This window comes from Verticiella sediminum (assembly GCF_007558815.1).
In the GTDB taxonomy this organism is placed as follows: domain Bacteria; phylum Pseudomonadota; class Gammaproteobacteria; order Burkholderiales; family Burkholderiaceae_B; genus Verticiella; species Verticiella sediminum.
Map to the genome: position 1 here is coordinate 55,556 of NZ_VLTJ01000023.1, position 18,119 is coordinate 73,674.

The following is an 18,119-nucleotide window of genomic DNA, read 5'->3' on the forward strand; positions in this document are numbered from 1 at the left end:
ACCGGGCGACAGCCCATGACAACGAGGAGACAACCATGCAAATGCAAAGGCGACGACTGCTCGCCGGCCTTTCCGCGGCCGGCCTTCTGGCCGCACCCTTGTGCCGGGCTATGGCGGCGCAGGCCGATTGGCCCCGCCAACCGCTGCGGCTCGTGCTGCCCTTCGCGGCGGGCGGGCCGACCGATGTCGTCGCCCGCGCGCTCGCGCTACGGGCCGGCGAGGTGCTGGGCCAGCAGATCCTGGTGGAGAATCGCACCGGCGCGAGCGGGAACATCGCCACCGAGTACGTGGCGCGCGCGGCGCCGGACGGGTACACGGCGCTCTATCACTCGTCGGGGCTGGCCATCACCCCCGCGCTGTACCAGCGCCTGAACTTCGACCCGCTCGAGGACTTCACGCCTGTGGGGCAGGTGGCGACCATACCCGCGGTGCTGATGGTCAACCCGACGCTGCCGGTACGCACGATCCAGGAGTTCGTCGAGCATCTTCGCGCGAACCCGAACGGGCTGAGCTACGGCACGGGCGGTGTGGGCAACATCACGCACCTGGCCGTCGCGCTGTTCCTGCAGGCCAACGAACTCGAGGCCGTGCACGTGCCCTACAAGGGCACCGCCCCCGCCATGACGGACCTCATCGGCGGACGCACGCAGTTCATGCTGGACGCTGTGAGTTCCGCGCTGCCGTATATACAGGACGATCGCGTGCGCGCGCTGGCGCTCACCAGCCAGGAGCCGATGCCCGAGCTGCCCGGCGTGCCGACCTTCGATGGCTCGGTGATGCCGGGGTTCGTCGCGCCCACCTGGCATGCCGTCATGCTGCCGGCCGGCACGCCCGACGCCGTCGTCGCGCGCTGGGGCGAGGCGCTGGCCGCGGCGGCCGAGGATCCGGCGCTGGTGTCGCAGTTCGCGGCCCAGGGCGTGGCCCTGCAAGCGCCCTCATCCCAGCAGTTCGGACCGTACTTCGCCGCCGAGCTCGAGCGCTGGGACCAGGCTGCCCGCGCGGCCGGCATCGAACGCGAATGACCGCAAAACACAAAACGAGGAGAGTGACATGAGACATCGACAATTCATGGCCGCGGCCGCGATCGGCCTGCTGGCGGCGGTTTCCCATGCTGCGCAGGCGGCATACCCCGAACGCACGGTGAAAGTGATCGTGTCGCTGCCGCCGGGCAGCGGCGCGGACACGACCGCGCGCTTCATCGCCAAGCACCTGACCCAGACCATGGGGCAGCCCTTCGTGGTCGAGAACCGGCCCGGAGCGAACAGCTTCATCGCGGCGCGCGCCGTGGCCGAGGCCCCGGCCGACGGCTATACGATGTTCGTCGCCAGCAATTCGCCCATGGTCACGAACGCGGCGGTGTTCACGTCGCTGCCCTACGATCCGATGAAGGACTTCGCGCCGGTGACGAGCATCGCGCGCTTTCCCATGGTGCTGGTGGTGCCCGCGGCCTCCGCATACCAGCGGGTGGAGGATCTGGTGGCCGCGGCGAAGCAGGCTCCCGGCAGCCTGAACTACGGTAGCGGTACGCCGACCTACCAGGTCGCCATGGAGCAGTTCCATGCCCTGAGCGCAATCCGCGGCACGGCCATTCACTACAAGGGCACCGCACCGGCCATGACCGATCTCGCGGGCGGCAATGTGGACTACTCGATCGGCGAGGTGAGTTCGGTGACGCCGCTCATCAACGGCGGCCGTCTGCGCGCGCTCGGTGTCGCCAGCGACAAGCGCATCCGCGAGCTGCCGCAGACCCCGACGATCGCCGAACAGCTAGGACAGCCATTCGAGGCCTACGCCTGGACCGGTGTGTTCTTTCCCGCCGGTACGCCGGAGCCCATCGTGACCGAGATCTCCGAGCGCGTGCGCGCGCTGCTGGAAAGCGATGAGGGCAAGAACTTCATCGAAGGCTTGGGCGGAGAGGTCTTCGCGCTGGGGCCGGCCAGTTTCCGGGACTTCCAGGCAAGCGAGATCCAGGCCACCCGCGACATTGTTCAAAAGGCGGGTATTTCCGTGGAGCAGTGAGCCACGGGCACCCCGTCAATTCACAGTCTCGGCAACGACGATGTCGAGCGCCGTGGCGATGAAGTTGCGTGCGGTGGGGCTGTGCGCCTCGGGCAGACAGGCGAGCGAGATGCCCACGCGCAGCGACGCCGGCATGTCGTCCAGGGCCAGCAGGCGGATGCCTTCGCCGACGTAGCGGGTGGCGTGCGAGGGGATCAGGGCCACGCCCAGCCCGCTTTCCACCAGCCCCAGCAGCGTCTGCACCTGCACGGCTTCCTGGGCGATGCGCGGGGTGATGCCGATCTCGGAGAAGGCGGTCATGGTCAGCCAGTGCATCGTCGGCACCAGCGCCCTGGAGTAGGCGATGAGCGGATGCTCGGCCACTTCGCGCAGCGAGATGCGGGTGCGCCCGGCGAGCGGCGAGTCCGCGCTCACGGCGAGCATCATGACATCGGTTTGCAGCGACGTCAGTTCGGCGGCCGTGGGCGCGAGCACCGGAGCGCGCACGAAGGCGACGTCCAGGCTGTGCTCGTCGATGCGGCGCAGCAGATCGACGGTGGTGGATTCCTCCATCGCCAGGTCGACCTGCGGATAGCGGCGGCGGAACTCGCGCACGATGCCGGGCAGCAGGGTGTGGCTCGCGGTGCCCACGAAGCCGACGCGCAGCAGGCCCTGCTCTCCGGATTCGCCCTCGCGCGCGGCGCGGCGCACTTCGTCGGCGAAGAAGAGCGCGCGCCGGGCGTTGCGCAGTACCGCCTGGCCCGCCGGCGTGATGCGCAGCCCCGTGGCCAGGCGCTCGAACAGCAGCACGCCGAGTTCTTCTTCCAGCTTCTTGACGGAAGTCGACAGCGGCGGCTGGGCCATGTGCAGCCGTTCGGCGGCGCGATGGAAATTCAGCGTTTCCGCGAGAACGGCGATTTGCCGCAGTTGGCGAAGTTCCATGGTGAGGCGGGGCGCATGATACGCGGCAGGTATCGGGGGGTCAGTATCCGGTATTGGACGGCGAGGTGTCCACTGGCCACCATGCAGGGGTGACGATGGATGGACGGCGCGCCCGCGCGTCCTCCGGGTATTGCGCATCTTCCTGCACCGCTATGACGACTGCTGACGATTCCGTTGTGATCCTGGCCGCGCGCCGTACGCCCATCGGCGCTTTCGACGGGGTGCTGTCCCCCTTGAGCGCGCCCAGGCTGGGCGCCGCCGCGCTGGCCGCGGCCGTGGCCGATGCGGGCGTGGCCCCGGCTGCGGTCGACGAGGCCATCATGGGCTGCTGCCTGTTCGCCAACCTGGGACAGGCCCCGGCGCGCCAGGCGGTGCTGGGCGCGGGCCTGCCCGCGACCACGCCCGCCACCACGATCAGCAAGATGTGCGGTTCGGGCATGAAGGCCGTCATGTTCGCGCACGATCTGCTGCTCGCGCGGCGCTGCCACGTGGCGGCGGCCGGCGGCATGGAATCCATGACCAACGCGCCGCATCTGGTGCCGCGCGGCAGGCAGGGCTATCGCCTGGGTCACGGGCAGTTCCTGGACCATATGTACCGGGACGGGCTGGAGGATGCCTACGACGGCAAGCTCATGGGGTACCACGCCGATGTGGTGGCCGAGCGCGAGGGCGTGGCGCGCGCCGCGCAGGACGCTTACGCGCGCCGCAGCGTGGAGCGCGCGCTGGCGGCCCAGGCGCAGGGCGGCTTCGGCGCCGAGATCGTGCCGCTCGAGGTGCGCCGCCGGGGAGCGAGCGTCACCGTCGACGTCGACGAAACCCCCGCGCGCTGCCAGCCGGAGCGTCTGGATGCGCTGCCCGCCGTGTTCCGCGAGAACGGCAGCGTCACCGCGGGAAATGCGTCGTCGATCTCGGACGGCGGCGCGGCCCTGGTGCTCATGCGCGAGTCCCAGGCTCGGGCGCAGGATGCGCCGATGCTGGCGCGCATCACCGGCCTGGCGACTTTTGCCATGCAGCCGGCGGAGTTCGCCATGGCCCCTGTCGGGGCCATCGAGCGGGTGCTTGCGCAAGCCGGGTGGCGTGCGCGCGACGTCGATCTCTTCGAGATCAACGAAGCTTTCGCCGTGGTCACCTTGCTTGCCATGCGCGCGCTGGACCTGCCCGAGGACAAGGTGAACGTTCATGGCGGGGCCTGCGCGCTGGGGCACCCGGTGGGTGCGACGGGGGCGCGCTTGCTCGTCACGCTGGCGCACGCCTTGCGTCGGCGGGGCGCGCGGCGCGGCGTTGCCGCTTTGTGCCTGGGAGGCGGCGAGGCCACTGCGGTGGCGATCGAACGGATTTGATCCACGGGCATCCGGGGGGAGGGCAGCGATGGCGGGACCCTTGCAGAGCGTGCGGATCGTCGAGATGGCCGGTATCGGCCCGGGTCCGATGGCAGCCATGCTGCTGGCCGACATGGGGGCGAGCGTATTGCGCATCGAGCGTGCGCAGCCGGCCGACCTGGGGGTGGCGCGGCCGCTGGCGTTCAATCTGCTGCTGCGCAACCGCGAGACACTGGCGCTGGATCTCAAGGTGCCGGCCGCCGCCGAACTCGTGCTCGAACTGCTCGGCGAGGCCGACGCCCTGATCGAGGGCTTTCGTCCGGGCGTCATGGAACGTCTGGGGTTGGGGCCGGATACCTGTCTGGCACGCAACCCCCGTCTGGTGTACGGCCGGATGACGGGCTGGGGCCAGAGCGGCCCGCTCGCGCATGCGGCGGGGCACGACATCAACTACATCGCGCTCACCGGCGTGCTCGACGCCATCGGCCGGCGCGGTGCGCCGCCCAGCGTGCCGCTGGCCATCGCCGGCGATTTCGGCGGCGGCGGGACCTTCCTCGCCCTGGGGATACTCGCGGCCTTGCTGCAAGCCCGTGCGAGCGGGCAAGGACAGGTGGTCGATGCCGCCATCGTCGATGGCGCTGCGACGCTGTCCACCGCATTCCACGGCTTGCTGGCGGCGGGCCAGTGGTCCCCGGCGCGGGGCACGAACGTGCTGGACTCGGGCGCGCCCTTCTACGACGTGTACGAGTGCCGGGATGGCCGCTACATCTCGATCGGGCCGATCGAGGCGCGGTTCTACGCGGATCTGCTGGCGCGGCTGGGCCTGGGGCAGGATGCGCTGGGCCCGCAGATGGACCGCGCATCGTGGCCGCAGGCCAAGGCGCGCCTGGCGGAGATTTTCCGCACGCGCGCCCGGGACGACTGGTGTGCCGAATTCGAAGGCACGGACGTGTGCTTCGCGCCGGTGCTGTCCTTCGGCGAGGCGCCGGATCATCCGCATCTGCAGGCTCGCGGCACTTTCGTCGAGGTCGACGGCGTGCGCCAGCCGGCGCCCGCGCCACGCTTCAGCCGTACGCCTTGCGCGTTGCCCCGATCGCCGCAGGCGGGTGTCGCCAAGCCCGCAGGGGAGATCCTGTCGGACTGGCTGTCGCCCGAGCGCGCGGCGGCCTGGCGGGAGCGCGGATTGGTCGCTTGAGGTCGAAGGGCTGCGCGAGCCGGCCGCGTTCCGGTGGGGCGATGGCGGCTACATGCCCGGCAGGCGCAGCGTGCCCGAATCCGAGAAGCGCGTGGTGCCGAAGGTGCCGCCCGACAGGCGGCCGCGCATGACGTAGGGCACGCCGGACCAGCCGCGGCCGTCGGCGAGCTGGACGAGCTGGCGCACGGCGCCCATGGCCGAGATGGTGACGGGCACCGAGACCAGGGTTTCGCCGTAGCGCGGGATGCTGCCGCTCTGGTCGCTCACGCCGCTCGCGAAGCGTTCGCCGTTGACGTCCAGATCGAGGGATATGCCGTTGAAGTCCAGCGCGCGGTCGCTCGGGTTCTGCACGCGCAGGTTCAGGTTCATGCGCATCTCCAGCCCTTGGCCGGCCAGCGGTTCGACGCCGGCGACGGAGACGCGGGGCGCCTGTTCGCCGAAGCCGGCGCAGCCGGCGAGCACGAGCAGGCTCGCGCACGTGCCGGCAAGCAGTACGCGGCGACGGGTGGGCGGGGGCGGGGAGTGGGGCATGGCGGACTCGCAGGACGGGAAAGCCGCTCGTCCGCAGGCCGCATGCCCGCGCCCCGGCGCGGCGCGCTCCATCGAGGCGGGCGGCGCCGCTGCGGGCGGGGTGCGGCGGACCGCGTGAGGCCCGGCGAGGGCCGCGCCGGCGCGCACGCTCAGGCCCAGATGTCGCCGAATTCGATGACCTGGGCGACGACTTCCTCGCGGAACGCCAGCGATTGTTCGTCGGCCGTCAGAAAGAACAGGGCGATCTCGCCGCGGTCCATGATGTCCCGCTGCAACTGGTCGACCCAGTACGTGTGGCCGGGCGCGTCGGGCATTCGTGTCATGACCGTGTCGTACAGCCAGTTGACGAACTGGCCGTCGTCGGAGCGGCCCAGGCCCTGGGCGAATTCGTCGGAGCTGGAGACGAGGTTGGCGACGGTCAGCAGGGTCTGCACGCCCGTCAATGCCTCGGTGGTCCAGTAGGCGTAGCCGCCCGCTTCTGGCAGCCGGTCGAGCAGCGCGATGTAGAGGGCGCCGACCGCCAGCGAGGAATCGGCCACGGCCTCGGCATACAGGCGCCCCTCGTTGAAATCCAGCATGCGCACGTCGTGCAGCGTATCGGCGCGCGCGCCGTCGCGGCCGGCCACGACCCAGGCGGATTGACCGGCGTCCCAGCTCACGTTGTAGTCGCGGATCGACGCGTCGGCGTAGCGCACCACGTCGGCGCCGCCGTTGCCATGGATGGTGTTGCTTCCCGCGCCGGGGTCGAACAGGTTGTCCAGCGCATTGCCGATCAGCATGTCGTCGCCCCCGCCGCTGATCGCCGTGCGGACTTCGACGCCATGCGCGATGGTGTAGCCGCCGTGCACGCCCTCGACATACGAGACGTATCCGCCGCCGCCCCAGGCCGGCTCCAGGCTGGCCGGCATCAGGTTGATGACCGCGTTCCTGTCGCCCTGGTAGCGGATCACGTTGTCGCCATGGGCGTTCCAGATCGCGCTGTAGCCATAGCCGTGATGGTCGGCGTCGGCCAGCTCGTAGATCGTGCCCGGTTCGCCGTAGGCCAGGTTGGCGCCGTACTTCTGCTGCATGATGGCCACGTCCAGCGCCATCAGGCTGGCGTTCCATCCGTAGGAGACTTCCCTCTCCACCTGGGGCATGGGGCCGGTGAGCCAACCGTCGTTGTAGCTCATCATGGTGTAGATGCCCTGGTTCAGCTCGAAGTCGCCGAGCGAGCCGCGCGGATGCTGGGCGTCGGTCACGACGCCGGGCAGCGGCCCGCCCAGGCTGTCCAGATCGTGCGGATGGGCCAGCCCGAACAGGTGGCCGATCTCGTGGATCAGCGTGATGTAGCCGTACGCCCCGGCGTCGAGGTGCCCGCCGGCTTCGCGCGACCAGGCCCAGCTCGACAGGTTGAAGGCGGCGAAGCCCGCCAGGGCGCCGCCCGCTTCCGGAGGATATGCATAGCCGTAGCCCAGGCCCGGCGGGAAGTCGTACAGACCCAGGCGCAGGGTGGCCTGCGCCGGGTCCGCCACTTCGACGAAGGTGAGGTCGGCGACCTGCGCGAACATGTCGAAGGCCAGCCTTGCTTGCTGCTTCTCGTAGTCGTTCCAGCCGGTGAGGCGCTGCCGGGCCGAGCCGCCGTCGGAACTCAGGTCGATCACGTCCCCCTGGCGATGGAAGGCATAGGTGATGACGTTGCCTTCCAGGCGTGTGCCCAGGTCCAGGCTGCTGATCAGGGAGGAGGGCATGCGGGGCTCCGTGGCCGGGTGGATGGGGCGGGAGAGGGCCTCAGGCCCAGAGGTCGCCGAAGGTGATCACCGTATCGACCAGCGCTTCGAGGAAGGCGTCCGGCTGTTCGTCGGCCTCGAGGAACTGCAGGGCCAGGGTGCCGCGGTTCAGCGCGCCGCTCGTGAGTTCGGCGATCCAGTAGGTGGCGCCTTCCTCGTCCGCCTCGCGCATGAGCAGGGTCTGGTACAGCACCTCCACGTAGTCGGCGTCGCTGGCGGCACCGTAGCCGGCGCTGAACTCGTCCGAGTCGCCGAGCAGGCCGGCCACGGTGCCGAGTTCGACGCCGCCCAGCACGGCACCGGTCCAGTAGCCGTAGCCTTCGGCATCGGGCAGGCGATCGAGCATGCTCAGGTAGAGCGCGCCCACGGCCAGCGATTCCTGGGCGAGCGCTTCCACGTACAGGCGGCCCTCGTCGAAGTCGAGCTGGCGAATGTCGTGCAGCGTGTCCTGCCGGCTCTCGTCGTCCGCCTGTACCACCCAGGCGCCCTCGTCGTCGCGCGTGACGGCATAGTCGTGCACGCTGCCCCCGTACAGCACGACGTCCGCGCCGCCGTTGCCGTAGATCGTGTTCTCGCCCAGTCCGGCGTCGAACAGGTTGTCCAGCGCGTTGCCGATGAGCGTGTCGTTGCCGCTGCCGCTGATGGCGTTCAGCACGTCGACGCCATGCGCAATGGTGAAGCCGCCCGTCACGCCGTCGACGTACGACAGCCAGCCGCCGCCGCCCCATTCCACGTCGAGCGTCGCCGGCTGCAGATTGATGACGGCGTCCCTTTCGCCCTGGTACATGATGATGTGGCCGCCCGCGTTGCTCCAGATCGTGGTGTAGCCGTAGCCGGGCGCGGGCTCGTCGAGCAACCGATAGACCGTGTGGGCGTGGCCGGGGTCGTCGTTGACGCCGTACTTCTGCTGCAGGATCGCGATGTCCAGCGCCATCGGGCCGGTCGCCCAGCCGTAGGGCGTCTCCGGCGAAGCCTTGGGCAGCGGGCCGGTGATCCAGCCGTCGTTGTAGGACATCATGGTGTAGACGCCCTGGTTGAGCTCGTAGAAGCCGGTCGAGCCTTGCGGATGGTAGGTGTCGACGATCACGCCCGGCATGAGCGGCGAGCCTCCGCCGTCGTCGTGCGGATGGGCCAGGCCCAGCACGTGGCCGAACTCGTGCGTGAGCGTGATGAACGCATAACCGCCCTGGTCGAGGTTGCCGCCGGCTTCGCGCGACCACAGCGGGCTGCCGATATTGAAGGCGGCGAAGCCGCCGCCCTGACCGGCGATGACAGCGCCGGGCGCCACCCCGAAACCGAGCATCCCCGGGGCGTCGAAATCGAACAGCGCCAGGCGGATGTCGGCGTCTTCGGGCGCCTCGACCTCCACGAAGCTGAGCTGGGTGACGCGCGCAAACGTCTCGAAAGCCAGCCGCGCCTGTTGTTTCTCGTAGTCGGTCCAGCCGGCGAGGACCTGCGTGCCGCCGTCGCCGTCCTCGTCCATGTCCAGATCGACCGTCGCGCCGTCGTCGTAGAACGCATAGGTGATGACCGAACCTTCGAGGCGCGAGCCCCAGTCCAGGGTATCGAGCAGGGAAACCGCCATGTTGCCTCCGGATACGTCGCCAGTTGCGAATAGTGTCGTCATGTGACGAGAACTTGGCGAGTGTATAGAACTCCGGCGGCGGGGCCAACGCGGACGAGACGCCGGGCCCGCCTACAATGGCGGCAATCCCACTTTTGCAACACCGCCATGAGCAAGCACCAGGCGCGCAAGCGCTTCGGCCAGCACTTCCTCGTCGACGAGGGCGTCATCGAAGGCATCGTCCGCGCCATTGCCCCGGCGCGCACCGACCTGATGGTCGAGATCGGGCCGGGCCTGTCGGCGCTCACCGCGCCCCTGCTCGAGCGCCTGGATCGCCTGCACGTGGTGGAGATCGACCGCGACCTCGTCGCCCGCCTGCGCCGGGCCTACCCGGCCGAACGGGTGCACATCACCGAGGCCGACGCCCTGACGGTCGATTTCGGCGCCTTCGGCGAGAGGCTGAGAGTGGTCGGCAACCTGCCGTACAACATCTCCACGCCGATCCTGTTCCATCTGCTCGACTACGCTGACCACGTGCGCGACCAGACCTTCATGCTGCAGAAAGAGGTGGTGGACCGCATGGTGGCCGCGCCGGGCGACAGCGACTACGGCAGGCTGGCCGTGATGCTGCAGGCCCGGTATGACATGGAAAAGCTCTTCGACGTGCCCGCCGACGCCTTCGACCCGCCGCCCAAGGTGGTGTCGGCCATCGTGCGCATGGACCCGCTGCCCGCCGAGCGCCCGCGCCCGGCGAGCCAGCGCGCCTTTGCCCAGACCGTCACGCGCGCCTTCGCGCAGCGCCGCAAGATGCTGCGCCGCGGGCTGGGCGACTGGGCCGCGCTGGTGCCCTGGGAGGCGATCGGCGTCGCGCCGACCGCGCGCGCCGAGGAGGTCTCGGTGGCGCAGTTCATGGCGATGTCGGATGCGCTGGTGGCGGCGGGGGCGCTGGCCGGCGAGCGCTGAGGCGGGGCCGGCAAGCCTGGTGCAGGCCTGTCAAGCCGGCAAGCCCAGCACCTGCTTGGCGACGATGTTGCGCTGGACTTCATTGGTGCCGCCGTAGATGGTCGTGATGATGGCGTTCATCAGCGGTGCCAGCGGGGCCAGGCGCACCCCGCCCAGGTCCACCTGGCCGTAGGCGCTGCCGGCTTCGGCGGCAGACTCGGCAAGCTGGTCGCTGATGCGGCCGTACGTCTCGGTCGCCCAGATCTTGAGCAGCGACACATCGGGCGGCAGCGGTCGGCCTCGCTTGACGAAGTCGCTGAAGCGTTCATAGAGCGCGCCCAGGTCTTCGGTGTCCAGGAGCAACTCGGCATACCGGGCCCGGAAGTCGGCCTGCTCGAAGGCCGCGCTCGTCTGGCCGAGAGCGCGGAGCTGATGCAGGGCGTATCGCGACTGCTGGGGGCTGCCGACGAAGATGCGTTCGAATCCGAGCAAGGCCTTGGCGATGGTCCAGCCCTGGTTCAGTTCGCCCACCAGGTTGGCCTGCGGCACACGCACGTCGTCGAAGAACACCTCGCAGAACTCTTCGTCGCCGTGGATGTTGCGAATCGGCCTGACGGTGATGCCCGGCGTGGCCAGGTCGACGAGCAGAAAGCTGATGCCCGCCTGCTTCCTGGCGGCCTTGTCGGTACGCACCAGCAGGAAGATGTGGGTGGCGTCCTGGGCCAGCGTCGTCCATATCTTCTGCCCGTTGACGACGAAGTCCTGGCCGTCGGCGAGCGCCTCGGTGCGCAGCGATGCCAGATCCGATCCGGCGTTCGGCTCGGAGTAGCCCTGGCACCACACGTGCTCGCCCGAGAGAATGCGGGGCAGGTAGGTCTGCCGCTGCTCGGGCGTCCCGTATCGGATCAGCACCGGGCCGAGATTGATGATGCCCTGGTCGGGCGTGCGCGCCACGCCCCAGGCTTCGCTTTCCTCCATGAAGGCGAGCAGCTTTTCCGGGGCGAGCGCCATGCCGCCATGTTCACGAGGCCAGGCCGGTGCCAGCCAGCCCTGGCGCGACAGGGTGAGATACCAGTCCCGAACCTCGTGCCAGCGCAGTCGGCGTGGCGGGAAGCGCAGTGCATCGGGATAGTGCCGCGCGAAAAACGCTCTGACGGTGCGGCGGAACTGCTCGTCGCCCAGCGCGTTCCAGTCGGTGTCGGGCGACGGTACGTCGCCCGGGTCCTCGTCCGTCGCATGCTCGACGGCCGGGCTCGACAGGCAGAGATAGCGCAGGCGATGCGCTGCGGCATTGCCCAGCCAGGCGTTGCCGCCGAGCGCGCGCTTGAAGTAGAGGCCGATGTCGTGTTCGTCGGTATAGCCGATCGCGCCGTGAAACTGGATGGCGAGGCGCGTGACGAAGCGCGCGGCGTGTGCGGCCCGTGCCTTGGCGCGACTGGCCAGGCGTGGCAGCGCGTCGGGGTCGGCGTCGAGTTCGCGCAGCACTTGCTCCAGCGTCGACTCGGCCAGTTCCAACTGCAGCAGCGCGTCGACCATGCGGTGCTGCAGCGCCTGGTTGGCGCCGATCGGCTTGCCGAACTGCACACGGGTCTTGAGATAGTCGAGCGTGATCTCGTGGGCGCGCCGCGCGGCGCCGGTCAGTTCGGCGGCCTGCGCCAGCCGTGCGGTGTCGTTGGCCAGCTCGATGGCTGCGGCGGCCGGCGTGCCGCTCGCCAGGCGGAATGCGGCCGGTAGGCGCGCGCCGTCCAGCGTGATCCTGGCCAGCGGCAGGCCTTCCAGACGTTCTTCCGTGCTCACGCGCACGCCAGGTGTACCTTGCGGCAGCCAGTAGACGCCCGGGGATTCGTCGTCGCAGGCGCTGATCAGCCAGCCGTCCGCCGAGTCGCCGAGACAGACCCAGCGTTTGTCTCCGTACAGGAGCACGTCGTCGCCGTCGCGCTCGGCGCGCGTTTGCCTGCACTCGGCCTCGCTCAATTGGCCGAGGCGCTCCTGCCAGGCCAGGGCGATCACACGGCCGCCGTCGGCGACGTCGGCCAGCAGCTCGTCGCGCAAGGCCGACGCCGGCAGGCGGACGAGGGCCGCCACGGTCTGCACGCACAGCCCGACGTAGGGTTCGGGCAACGGGTGCTCGCCCACGGCGCTCGCCACCGCGCAGGCATGACGCACGCCCAGCCCCAGGCCACCGAGGGCTTCGGGCACGAGCAGGGCGGACCATCCGCTGTCGGCCAGGCGCTGCCAGAGGGCGCGGTCGAACTGCCGTTCGGTGCGTACCTCTTCGCGCAGGCGCTGCAGCGGCGATTCGCCGCGGAGCAGGTCGAGCGCGCTGTGGCGGAAGGTCCGGACTTCTTCCCGGACGGGATCCAGCAAGGCTTCGGTCATGGTCATGGGGTCATTTGCCGGTGAACACCGGGACACGCTTTTCGAGAAAGGCGCGCTGTGCCTCCTTCGCATCGTCGGTGGCGCCGATGAGCGCCGTCATGTCCTGCTCGTAGCGATAGCCATCGCGCAGCGACATGTGTTCGATGGTGTTGAGCGTGTGCTTGGCAAGCTTGGTGGCCGCCGGGCTTTTTGCGGCGATCTCGTGGGCGATCTCCAGCGCAGCAGGCAGCAGGCGGTCGGGCTCGACGCAGGCCTCGACGATGCCCAGGCGATACAGTTCCTGCGCATCGACGCGTTGACCGGTGAGCATCATCCGGCGCGTGCGCGAGTGGCCGAACAGGCGCATGGCGTGGCGCCCGCCGCCCAACAGGCCCACGTTGATCTCGGGCAGCCCGACCACGGCCTGCGTGGAGGCGATCAGCACGTCCGCAGAGGCGGCGATCGCCAGCCCCGCGCCCAACGCCGGGCCGTTGATCGCGGCGACGACCGGCTTGGCGCACTCGCGGATGGCGTGGAAGCACTCGCGCGTGCGTCGGGAATGCGCCGGCAGGTCGCCCGGCCCCCGGATGACGTCCTTGCGGCCCTTCAGGTCCGCACCCGCGCAAAACACCTTGCCCGCACCGGTCAGCACGACGGCCCGGACGTCGGGCGTCTCGCTGATACGGTCCAGAGCCGCGGTGAGTTCGTCGTTGAGGGTGCGCGAGAGCGCGTTCACCGGGGCGAAGTTCAGCGTGAGGATGGCGACGTGACCGTCGTGGCGGACGTCTAGCTGGGTGTAGTCGGACATGATTTCCTCCATGGGCAGACTCGCGGAACGCGAGGTTCAGATGATGTGTGCGGCGCGCAGGCGGGCGATGCGCTCGGGCGTCTCGCCCAGTTCCTGCAGGACCTCGTCGGTGTGTTCGCCGATGAGGGGCGGCCCGCGCCGGGCGATGCCGTCGGACTCGGTGAAACGCAGAGGGCTGGCCACCTGCGGCACCTCGCCGGCCAGCGCATGCGGCAGATGGCGCAGCATGCCGCGATGCCGCACCTGGGCCTCGGCGAAGACTTCCGGCACGCTGTTGATGGGGCCGCAGGGCACGCCGGCCGTGCCGAGCACCGCTTCCCAGTGCGCCCGCGTCTCGCGTACGAACACTGCGGTCAGCAGGGCGGTCAGGCTGGCCTGGTTCCGCACGCGGGCGCCATTGGTCGCGTAGCGCGCGTCGGCGGCGAGTCCGGGTTGCCCGATGGCGGCGCACAGACGCGCGAACTGGCCGTCATTGCCCACGACCAGCACCATGTCGCCATCCTGGCACGCGAAAACCCGCTGCGGCTGGATGTTGGGATGCGCGGTGCCGGTGCGCTGCGGGGTGCGCCCGCTCATCAGGTAGTTCATCGCCTGGTTGGCGAGCAGGCTGACCTGGACGTCGAGCATGCCGAGATCGATGTGATCGCCGCGGCCCGTGCGTTCGCGCTGGGCAATGGCGGCAAGCGCGCCCACGGCGGCGTAGACCCCCGTGACGAGGTCCACGATGGGCACGCCGACCTTCTGGGGCGTCCCTCCCGGCTCCTCGGCGGGCTCGCCGGTGATGCTCATCAGGCCGCCCATCGCCTGGATCAGGAAGTCGTAGGCCGGCGCGGCCGCGCGCGGCCCGGATTGGCCAAAGCCGGTGATCGAGCAGTACACCAGGCGCGGATTGACGCGGCTCAGGCTGGGGTAGTCCAGACCGAAACGGGCCAGCGTGCCGACCTTGAAGTTCTCCAGCACCACATCGGATTGCGCGGCCAGGCGGCGCACGAGGTCCTGGGCCTCGGATTTGTCCAGGTCGAGCGTGATGGAGCGTTTGCCGCGATTGGCGGTGAGGTAGTAGCCGGCGTCGCCCGGGCCCGAGGGCGTTTCGAGGAATGGCGGCCCCCAGGCGCGGGTATCGTCGCCGTTGCCGGGACGTTCGACCTTGATGACATCGGCGCCCAGGTCGGCCAGCAACTGGCTGGCCCAGGGGCCGGCGAGCACACGGCTGAGATCGAGGACGCGGATGTGCGAAAGCGGAGCGGATGGGTTGGGCATACCTGAGGTGCAGAGGCAAGAGAGTCAGACGAGAGTGCGGATGGGCTCGCCGCGGCGCCACGCCAGGATGTCCTCGACTGCGTCTGTGTAGTACTGCCGGTAGTTCTCCCGGGAGACGTAGCCCACATGCGGGCTGAGCAGCGTGCGCGGGGCACGCAGGATGGCCGCCTCGCGGGGCAAGGGCTCGCGCTCGTACACGTCCAGGGCCGCGCCGGCGATCCGGCCTTCGGCCAGGGCCTCGCACAGCGCGGCTTCGTCGAGCAGCGCCCCGCGCGAGGTGTTGACCAGGAATGCATCCGGCTTCATCCACCGGAGTTCCGTGGCGCCCACGATGTGTCGAGTCGCCGGGCCCAGGACCAGGTGCAGGCTGACGACGTCGGACTGTGCGAACAAGGTTGCCTTGTCGGCCAGTTCGACGCCCTGTTCGGCACAGCGTTCTGCCGTGATGTTGGGGCTCCAGGCGAGCACGCGCATGCCGAACGCCTTGCCGTAGCGTGCGACGGCGGCGCCGAGTTTTCCCAGGCCGACGACGCCGAGCGTGTTGCCTGCCACCGTACGGCCCACCGACGGCTGCCACGTACCCTGGCGCAACGCAGCATCATTGCTGGCGGTGTCCTTGTAGAGACCCAGGATCATTGCCCAGGCCTGCTCCGCGGCCAGCAGCGGGTTGCTGCCCGTTCCGCACACGATGATGCCGCGCCGGGCGCACGTTTCCAGGTCGATGGCGGCGTTGCGCATGCCGGTGGTCACCAGCAATTTCAACTGGGGCAGCCGGGCCAGCAACGCGGCGTCGAAGCGCGTGCGCTCGCGCATTGCCACGATGACCTCGAACGGTTGCAGCCGTGCCGTCAGGGCGTCGGTGTCGGCCAGCGAGTCGTGGAAGCACTGGAGCGAGGCGCCGGGGATGCGGCTCCAGTCGGCTGCCCGGCGTGCGGCGTCCTGGTAGTCGTCGAGAACAGCGATGTGCATATCAATTCACCGTGATGTTGCGTTCGCGGATGACTTCTTCCCATTTTGCCGACTCGTCCTTCACGAAGGCCGAAAACTCCTGTTCGCCGAGAAATTGCGGCACCAAGCCCATATCGACCGTCTTCTGCCGCACGCCCTCGTCCGCCGTGGCGGCTTCGACGGCTTGCAGCAGCTCGGCGCGGATCGCCGGCGGCGTGTCCTTGTGCACGAAGAAGCCGAACCAGGTGCCGGAGAACACGCCCGGGGCGACGCCCGATTCTTCCACCGTGGGGATGTCCGGCAGTTCTTGCACCCGCTCCGGCGTCGTCACCGCGATCGCGCGCAGGCGGCCGGCCTGCGCATAGTGCAGCGACTGCATGGTGTCGAAGTAGGCGTCGATCTGCCCGCCCAGGAAATCGGCCATGGCCGGGCCCGTTCCCTTGTACGGGACGTGCACGATCTCGATGCCGGCGCGCATGGCGAAGAGCTCGGCGGCCAGGTGCGGACTTGCGCCGACGCCGGAGGATGCAAACGTGACACCGGTCTTGCTTTCCTTGGCGTAGTCGACGAGCTCCTTGACGCTGTGCACGGGCAGCGAAGGATGGACATAGAGCACGTTCGGTCCGACGGCTGCGAGCGCCAGCGGTTCGAGGTCCTTCGGATCGTAGGGAAGGTTGCTCATGAGCAGCGGGTTGGTCGCCATGCCGACGCTGCTCAACAGCAAGGTGTAGCCATCGGCAGGCGCGCGCGCCACATACGAAGAGCCTACGGCCGTGCCGGCGCCCGGACGATTCTCCGCGACGACCGGCTGTTGCCATTCGCGTGAGAGCTTGTCGGCGTAGACGCGGCCGAGCGTATCGGTGAGCCCGCCGGGCGCGAACGGAATGACGAGGTTGACGGGCTTCTCAGGGTAGGCGGCGCCCGCTTGGCCGGTGGCAGCGAACGCGAGCGCGAAGGCGCTCAACAGGCATCGAAACTTCATGGATCTCCTCCGATTCGGTTTTTACTTACCAGTAAGTAAAAACTATAGGCAATACTATCCTTCTTGGCAAGGGCGCCGGGTGGGCCTGCCGTCATCGATAGAACTCCATGGAAAAAAGAGAAGACCAGATCCTGCGGGCCGCAGTGGGAATATTCGGTTCGCGAGGCTACGAGCGCACGTCGCTGCAGGACATCGCCGATGTCGTCGGCGTCACCAAGCCCGCGCTCTACTACTACTTTCGCGACAAGGACACGCTGTATGCGCGCGTCGTGGTCGAGGCGCTGCGGCAACTGGTGGATTACGTGGAAGCTCGCGTCTCACGCCACAGCGAGCCCGAAGACCGTCTGCGCGAGTTCCTGATGTCCGCTGCGACCTTTCTTGGCGAGCACCGGGAAACATGGTTGCTGGCGTCGGGCGGATTCTGGTCCGCAGCGACCGGAGACTACCGCGAAGAGGCATTGCGCCTGCGCGATCATTTCGAGGGGATGCTGCGCGACGCGCTGGCGCAGGCCATTTCGGCGGGTGCCCTGCGGTCCGTGGACGTGGCACTGGCCGGACGCCTCCTGCTCTCCGGCCTCAACCAGATGCACCGCTGGCATTCTCCGGACGGCCCGCTCAGTGTGGTGGAGGTGGCCGATCGCTATCTGGACTTCGTACTGAACGGGCTGCGAGCCGAGCGTCCCGCGGCGGTGAGCGAGCCGCCCGCCGGCGCGCGCCGAGCGCGGCGCGCGCGTTCACCGGTCAAGTGAGGAGCGCCGGTCAGCCCTGCGCTTCGTCGGCCGCCAGGGCCGCGAGCGCGTCGGTATCGACCGCCCGGGCAGGCCGGCACCGCGTCGGTATGTTACGCCGGCCGCGCCGCAGCTTCGATGGGCAGGCCGGCCGCGCGCCGCAGCGCCGGGCCGATGCCGTCTTCGACCGGCAGTCCGTAGCGGCGTGCGAGTTCGCCGGCGCGGCCGGTGTACGCACCCGAGCCGAGCACGATCTGGCGGGCGCCGTCGTGGCGCCTGGCGTCCTCGATCGCGCCATGCAGGCGCGCCTCGGCCAGAGGCGTGCGTGCGGCGCTCGGCCCGACGCCCACGCCGGTGGCGCGCACCGTCCCCAGCCCGGCGGCGCCGTAGCGTTCGAGCAGGTCCCGTATACCGGCGACCGCCTGCGTCACGGTCGTGACGACGGTGAACGCCAGGCCGCGCGCGACAGCCGCTTCGATGGCCGCCTGCGCCAGGCTGAACACCGGACGGGCGGTCTGCGCGCGCGCCTCGGCCACCGCGATGTCGTCGAAGCAGGCCATGACGTAGCCGTCGTAGCCGTCGTGCGGGCGGCGTCGCAGCAGGGCGAGGACGGCCGCGGCAGCGGCGCGCCGGTCGGCCGCGCTTTCGATGGCGCGCGGCCCGGTCTCGGGATTGAGGACCACCGCGCGCAGGCCGGCCGGCGCGGCCGCATGCGCGGCCAGCCGCAGGGCGGCGGTGATGCCGCCGTCGGTGTTGGGGTTGACGACCAGCAGGC

General features: G+C 69.6%; 16 protein-coding genes. 6 read left to right on the forward strand and 10 right to left on the reverse strand.

Translation table 11 applies throughout. The annotated features are described in order from the left end of the window. The first annotated feature begins 35 nt into the window (after positions 1–35). On the forward strand, positions 36–1,022 hold the full coding sequence (locus FOZ76_RS11920; protein WP_143948488.1) for a Bug family tripartite tricarboxylate transporter substrate binding protein: 987 nt from the start codon (positions 36–38) through the stop codon (positions 1,020–1,022). A 28-nt stretch (positions 1,023–1,050) separates the two neighbouring features. Continuing rightward, entirely contained in the window at positions 1,051–2,019 is a 969-nt protein-coding gene (locus FOZ76_RS11925; RefSeq protein ID WP_143948489.1) for a Bug family tripartite tricarboxylate transporter substrate binding protein, read from the forward strand. 15 nt (positions 2,020–2,034) lie between these two features. On the opposite strand, the gene FOZ76_RS11930 is transcribed toward FOZ76_RS11925, so the two are convergent. Beyond that, positions 2,035–2,940 carry a LysR family transcriptional regulator gene (locus FOZ76_RS11930; RefSeq protein ID WP_143948490.1) on the reverse strand — a complete coding sequence of 302 codons (906 nt, stop codon included), beginning with the start codon at positions 2,938–2,940 and terminating at the stop codon, positions 2,035–2,037. 152 nt (positions 2,941–3,092) lie between these two features. On the opposite strand from FOZ76_RS11930, the gene FOZ76_RS11935 reads away from it, so the two are divergent. Together FOZ76_RS11935 and FOZ76_RS11940 are read left to right on the forward strand one after the other, a co-directional pair. Further along, entirely contained in the window at positions 3,093–4,280 is a 1,188-nt protein-coding gene (locus tag FOZ76_RS11935) for a thiolase family protein (protein ID WP_143948491.1), read from the forward strand. Between the two features lie 28 nt (positions 4,281–4,308). Next, a complete protein-coding gene (locus FOZ76_RS11940; RefSeq protein ID WP_143948492.1) occupies positions 4,309–5,454 on the forward strand; it encodes a CaiB/BaiF CoA transferase family protein in 1,146 nt (381 codons plus the stop codon). A 48-nt stretch (positions 5,455–5,502) separates the two neighbouring features. Here the strand turns inward: FOZ76_RS11940 and FOZ76_RS11945 are convergent, their stop codons facing one another. From FOZ76_RS11945 to FOZ76_RS11955, 3 genes are all read right to left on the reverse strand, one after another. Next, a complete protein-coding gene (locus FOZ76_RS11945; RefSeq protein ID WP_143948493.1) occupies positions 5,503–5,985 on the reverse strand; it encodes an LEA/WHy family protein in 483 nt (160 codons plus the stop codon). Positions 5,986–6,134: 149 nt separating this feature from the next. Next, entirely contained in the window at positions 6,135–7,715 is a 1,581-nt protein-coding gene (locus FOZ76_RS11950) for a DUF4214 domain-containing protein (protein WP_143948494.1), read from the reverse strand. Positions 7,716–7,755: 40 nt separating this feature from the next. Continuing rightward, positions 7,756–9,339, reverse strand: coding sequence for a DUF4214 domain-containing protein (locus FOZ76_RS11955; protein WP_170235410.1), 1,584 nt, complete (start codon positions 9,337–9,339; stop codon positions 7,756–7,758). A 147-nt stretch (positions 9,340–9,486) separates the two neighbouring features. On the opposite strand from FOZ76_RS11955, the gene rsmA reads away from it, so the two are divergent. Continuing rightward, positions 9,487–10,281, forward strand: a complete 795-nt coding sequence (rsmA, locus tag FOZ76_RS11960) for a 16S rRNA (adenine(1518)-N(6)/adenine(1519)-N(6))-dimethyltransferase RsmA (RefSeq protein ID WP_143948496.1) — start codon at positions 9,487–9,489, stop codon at positions 10,279–10,281. Between the two features lie 30 nt (positions 10,282–10,311). On the opposite strand, the gene FOZ76_RS11965 is transcribed toward rsmA, so the two are convergent. From FOZ76_RS11965 to FOZ76_RS11985, 5 genes are read right to left on the reverse strand one after another with little or no spacing between them, the layout of a single operon-like run. Next, on the reverse strand, positions 10,312–12,645 hold the full coding sequence (locus FOZ76_RS11965) for an acyl-CoA dehydrogenase family protein (RefSeq protein ID WP_246129462.1): 2,334 nt from the start codon (positions 12,643–12,645) through the stop codon (positions 10,312–10,314). Positions 12,646–12,649: 4 nt separating this feature from the next. After that, positions 12,650–13,426: an enoyl-CoA hydratase/isomerase family protein gene (locus FOZ76_RS11970; protein WP_143948497.1), complete on the reverse strand. Its 777-nt coding sequence runs from the start codon at positions 13,424–13,426 to the stop codon at positions 12,650–12,652. 36 nt (positions 13,427–13,462) lie between these two features. Next, positions 13,463–14,686, reverse strand: a complete 1,224-nt coding sequence (locus FOZ76_RS11975) for a CaiB/BaiF CoA transferase family protein (RefSeq protein WP_143948498.1) — start codon at positions 14,684–14,686, stop codon at positions 13,463–13,465. Positions 14,687–14,710: 24 nt separating this feature from the next. Next, complete coding sequence (locus FOZ76_RS11980) at positions 14,711–15,655, reverse strand: D-2-hydroxyacid dehydrogenase family protein (protein ID WP_143948499.1); 945 nt, start codon at positions 15,653–15,655, stop codon at positions 14,711–14,713. Position 15,656: 1 nt separating this feature from the next. Continuing rightward, complete coding sequence (locus tag FOZ76_RS11985) at positions 15,657–16,616, reverse strand: Bug family tripartite tricarboxylate transporter substrate binding protein (RefSeq protein WP_143948500.1); 960 nt, start codon at positions 16,614–16,616, stop codon at positions 15,657–15,659. Positions 16,617–16,723: 107 nt separating this feature from the next. On the opposite strand from FOZ76_RS11985, the gene FOZ76_RS11990 reads away from it, so the two are divergent. Further along, the gene (locus tag FOZ76_RS11990; RefSeq protein ID WP_143948501.1) at positions 16,724–17,365 is read left to right on the forward strand and encodes a TetR/AcrR family transcriptional regulator; all 642 of its coding nucleotides are present in this window, start codon (positions 16,724–16,726) and stop codon (positions 17,363–17,365) included. A 92-nt stretch (positions 17,366–17,457) separates the two neighbouring features. On the opposite strand, the gene FOZ76_RS27500 is transcribed toward FOZ76_RS11990, so the two are convergent. After that, the coding region (locus FOZ76_RS27500; protein ID WP_170235411.1) for an aspartate/glutamate racemase family protein at positions 17,458–18,119 on the reverse strand (662 nt) is incomplete at its 5' end.